Origin of the sequence: Kitasatospora sp. NPDC059803 (genome assembly GCF_042732255.1) — a bacterium.
In the GTDB taxonomy this organism is placed as follows: domain Bacteria; phylum Actinomycetota; class Actinomycetes; order Streptomycetales; family Streptomycetaceae; genus Kitasatospora.
This window is the reverse complement of sequence record NZ_JBHWIJ010000461.1, coordinates 1-4,235: the sequence shown is the minus strand read 5'-3', so window position 1 is coordinate 4,235 and position 4,235 is coordinate 1. Positions and strand designations below refer to the sequence as shown.

Below are 4,235 nucleotides of genomic sequence, written 5' to 3'. Positions count from 1 at the left end.
AGAACCTCAAGGACATCTACACCTGCAACGTCACCACCTGGGACCAGATCGACCCCAGCCTGCCCAGCACCACCATCAAGCCGTTCCTGCCGCAGCCCGGCTCAGCCCTCCGCACGAACTTCCTGTGGAAGATCGGCGTCTCGGCCTTCGGCCTCTGTGTGACCGAGGGTGTGCAGGAGAACGAGGGCAGCGACGCCCAGTTGAACGACCCCGACGCGCTGGTCCCCTACTCCGTGGGGCACTACGTCGGGCAGATGTACTACGGCCGGGGCAGCGGTTCGGATGTGCAGGGCCCGCTGACCATCCGCAACGTCAACGGCGACGCGCCGGTCGACACCGCGAAGAAGGCCATCAACAAGAACTTCGTCGGCGGTAGCTACGTCCTCTCCCTCTACCACGTGCTCCGCCGCTCCGACTGGAACGCCGCCGACGCCCACGGTGCCGCACTGCGCTCCGTCTTCGGCGCCGACGGTTGGATCTGCACCAATCCGACCGCCCTCGCGGACATCACCGGGTTCGGCTTCCTTCCGCTGCCGCCCCACGCCTGCGGGAGCATCACGCACAGCTGACCACTGCTCCACCCGCACCGTCCCACCTCTCCCAAGGAGTTCAGCATGGCAAGAACCGGCATCCGCCTCGCCACCACCGGTGCCGCCGTCGTCCTGGCGGTCACCGGTGTCAGCGGTGTGGCCGTGGCCGACACCACCGCCACCGCGCCCACCGGCAGCGCCGTGATCACCGTCGACGGCGCGTTCCTGGCCAAGTCGGTGCTCAAGGGCATCGTCGTCGTCCCGCTGACGCCGGCCACCGCGGCCGCCGCCAACAACGCCATCACCGCGACCTTCCCGGTGACCGGCGGAGCGGCCAACATTCCGTCCTTCTCCGGGGACGTGCAGTTCGGCGGCAGCCTGCTCTTCTTCAACGCCACGAACGGCAAGAGCGTCGTCTTCAAGCAGCTCGACTTCGGCGTCCGCAGCTGGAAGATCACGGCCGTCCCGGACGGCGGCACCAACCCGGTGGCGCTGCTGGACCCGCTGGGCGACACCCAGGTCGGCCGCACCGGCACCACGCAGAGCCTCACCGCTTCCAGCCTCCAGGTGGACGCGGAGGGCGCGCAGTATCTGGACAAGGCCCTCGGCACCACGTACTTCACCGGCGGCCAGTCGGTCGGCTCGCTCGCCCTGTCCTTCACCCCGGGCAGCTGACCCCCGGCCCGCGATGACCGCGGGGTGATCTGCGGGCCCGCACCCCGGTGCGGGCCCGTACGCATTCGGACGACGCAACTCCGTTCCATGGGTGCCGCGTTGGGGTCTCGTACACCCTGTCGACCGGATCCGGCCATATCCGGCTGGCGCAATGGTCAGGTACCGGAACCGTCCGGTCGTCCGCATGCCTGATCCCCCTTGCGCCGCGTGCTGGGCGGCGCGGATTCGCACGGAGGTGCCCGCCATGAGAGTCCGACTACCCGACCGGAGGGATCCGGGGTGGTGGCGTCGCCGATGGCCGGCGATCGCGATGGTGTGGTCGGTGGTGGTGGCCCTCGGGGTGGTGCCGATCGGCCTGGGGGCGGTGCCACAGGCGGTGGCGGCGTCGTCCGCGGTGACGGTGAAGGGGCCGAAGCTCTGGAATCCGAGCACCGGGACGTACGGCAAGCAGGGGAGCATCACGCTCTCGCAGTCGAAGGACCTCACCAACCAGGTGGTCCAGCTCTCCTGGAGCGGCTTCACCCCGACCACGGACGGCAACGGCCAGCCGAGGACGATCGTGAAGCCCGGCGACGCCTACTCCTTCTTCGCCGTCCGGATCTACGAGTGCCGCGGCACCGATCCAAAGGTCACCGACTGTTACGGCAGCACCATGTACGGGCTGGATCCGGCTGCCGGGTTCCAGCAGCGGAAGACCGACGTGCCTGCGCCGGACTTCCCGAGCAACATGGTGATCTCCCCCACCAGTATGGACGGTTCGGGAGCCGCGACCATCGAGTTGTACACGGGGCTGCAGAGCCCGACCCTGGCCTGCGATGCCACCCACCCGTGTTCCCTGGTGGTGGAGGCCAACTACGGCGGTGACAGCCTCGGCCAGACGAATCCGCAGCAGACCGTGGACTGCACGAACCACACCCTCGATCTCACCACCGGATACAAGCTCGCGTCGGACGAGGTGTTCGGCAAGGACGCGGCCAACGGCATGTCGAGCGGCGAGCAGTGCGCCTGGGAGAACCGGGCCGTGGTGCCGCTGGCCTTCGCGCCCTCGCCGGCCGCCTGCGAGGCGCAGACGTCGGCGTTCCGTGCCGCGGGCCTGGAGGCGGCCAACCGGGCCGTGCAGCTGTGGCGTTCCGGCCTGTGCCTGGGCGACAACCCGCTGTCCTTCCAGTACCTTCCCGCCGGCGGTGAGCCGCAGGCCCGGGCCGACTTCCTCGGCGGAGCGACGGACGTCGCCCTGACGGTCCGACCGGACACGTCGACGCCGCAACGCCCGTACGTCTACGCGCCGTTGTCGGCCTCTGGCGTGTCGGTGGCCTTCGTGGTCGACGACCCGTCGACCGGTCGGCAGATCAGGGACATGAAGCTCAACGCCCGGCTGCTGGCCAAGCTCCTCACCCAGTCGTACTCGCCCGCCGGAGGCGTGATCGCCTCCGTGAAGGGCAACCCGACCTGCATCTTCCGGGACCAGGAGTTCCTGAAGCTGAACCCGCTGCCGCCGGAGAGCGGGCTGAAGTGGCCGACGTCCTGCGCGGTCTCGCAGTCCAGCCCCATCGTGGTCGGCGGCACGACGGACCTGGTGTACCAGCTGACCTCGTGGATCGCCTCCGACCCGGACGCCGCGCGCTTCCTGGACGGCGAGCCGGACCCGTGGGGCATGCGGGTGGACACGTACTACCTGCGGCCGGCCTTCTCCGGCTACCCGACCGACTCCTTCGCCCGGCAGGACTCCTCCGGGCTGGTCGGGGCGACGACGCAGCCGCGCAGCAACTGGCGTGAGTACGAGTGGAATCCGGTCACCACGGGGCTCGGTGACGTGGCGCGGAAGCTGCTGCAGAACAAGCCGACCTGCATCGATCCGACCATCCAGCCCGACGGCGGCCACAACCAGTGCGCGCCGATGGACCCGGGCAGCCGGACGCTGTTCTCGATCATGGACGCCGGCCAGGCGAAGGCCTACGCGCTCCCCGAGGCCCAACTCCTCAACCCGGCGGGCGGGTTCGCTGCGCCCAGCACGTCCAGCTTCCAGTCCGCGGTGGCGGACATGACGGTGGACGCGTCGACGGGTGTCCAGCAACTGCCGTACGGCGTCGCCGACACGGCGTACGCCCACGACCAGTTCGCCTACCCGCTGACCAGCGTGCAGTACGCGATGGTGCCGACCAAGGGCGTGCCCGACGCCAAGGCGGCGGCGATCACCAAGTTCCTGAAGACGGTGACGACCAGCGGCCAGGTGTACGGCACCGAGCCGGGCCGGCTGGCGCAGGGCTTCCTCGCCCTGACCAACGCCCAGCGCGCGCAGGCGGCGGACGCCGCCTCGCACGTGGAGACGCAGGACGGCAAGCTGCCCGGCAACCAGGCCGCGCCGCCGAACCCGCCCCCCGTCACCCCCGACCCGGGGACGACCGGTGGCACCGGCGGCACCCCGGCGGGCGGATCGGGCTCCACGGACGGCGCCGCTCCCGGCACCGCGCCCGCGCCCGTGAGCGACGGCGGCACGGCGGCCGGCGGGACCGGGGACACCACGGCCGACGGCAACACCTTCGGCACTACCGGCGCGACGAGCTGCACCGGCGGCACCGGCTCCATCGGATCCACCGGTTCCACCGGGACGACCGGCGGCACGGCCGGCACCGGCGGATCCGCCGCCGTCCCGGCCGCCGCAACGGCCGGCGGGGCGAAGGCCGCCGCCGCCCCCTCCGCGTCCGGCAAGCCGATCACCGTGGCGCCCGTCGCGGCCGGCACGCCGGCGGCGGACCGCTCCGGCATGGCCCGCCTGCTGCTCCCGATCGCGCTGATCGGCGGCCTGGTGCTGCTGGTCGGCGGACCGGCGACGCTGCTGCTGGGCGGCACTCCGGCCGGGCAGAAGGCGCTGACCGGGCTGCGCGAGGGCTGGTCGCGGGTGCGTCGCCGCCGCTGGGGCCGCTGACGCCCGCGGCTGACGCCCGCGCCGGTTGACGCCGGCGCACCTCGGACGTCTCGGCGGGGCCGCCGGTCCGCCCCCCCCGACTCGTCCGCCCCCTCCCGTTGCCG

The 4,235-nt window shown here is 71.7% G+C and carries 2 protein-coding genes and 1 pseudogene; all 3 read left to right on the top strand.

Features of this window, described 5'->3' with window-relative positions:
• Positions 1–569 (top strand): annotated as a pseudogene (locus ACFV6I_RS38045) (hypothetical protein); the annotation flags it as partial.
• A gap of 45 nt (positions 570–614) precedes the next feature.
• On the top strand, positions 615–1,205 hold the full coding sequence (locus tag ACFV6I_RS38040) for a hypothetical protein (protein ID WP_380430704.1): 591 nt from the start codon (positions 615–617) through the stop codon (positions 1,203–1,205).
• Positions 1,206–1,449: 244 nt separating this feature from the next.
• Positions 1,450–4,131: a hypothetical protein gene (locus tag ACFV6I_RS38035; protein WP_380430701.1), complete on the top strand. Its 2,682-nt coding sequence runs from the start codon at positions 1,450–1,452 to the stop codon at positions 4,129–4,131.
• The last annotated feature ends 104 nt before the right edge of the window (positions 4,132–4,235 follow it).

Excerpts from the sequence above, each read along its gene's own strand:
- ACFV6I_RS38040 (WP_380430704.1), top strand. The coding sequence starts at position 615 with ATGGCAAGAACCGGCATCCGCCTCGCCACCACCGGTGCCGCCGTCGTC.
- ACFV6I_RS38035 (WP_380430701.1), top strand. The coding sequence starts at position 1,450 with ATGAGAGTCCGACTACCCGACCGGAGGGATCCGGGGTGGTGGCGTCGC.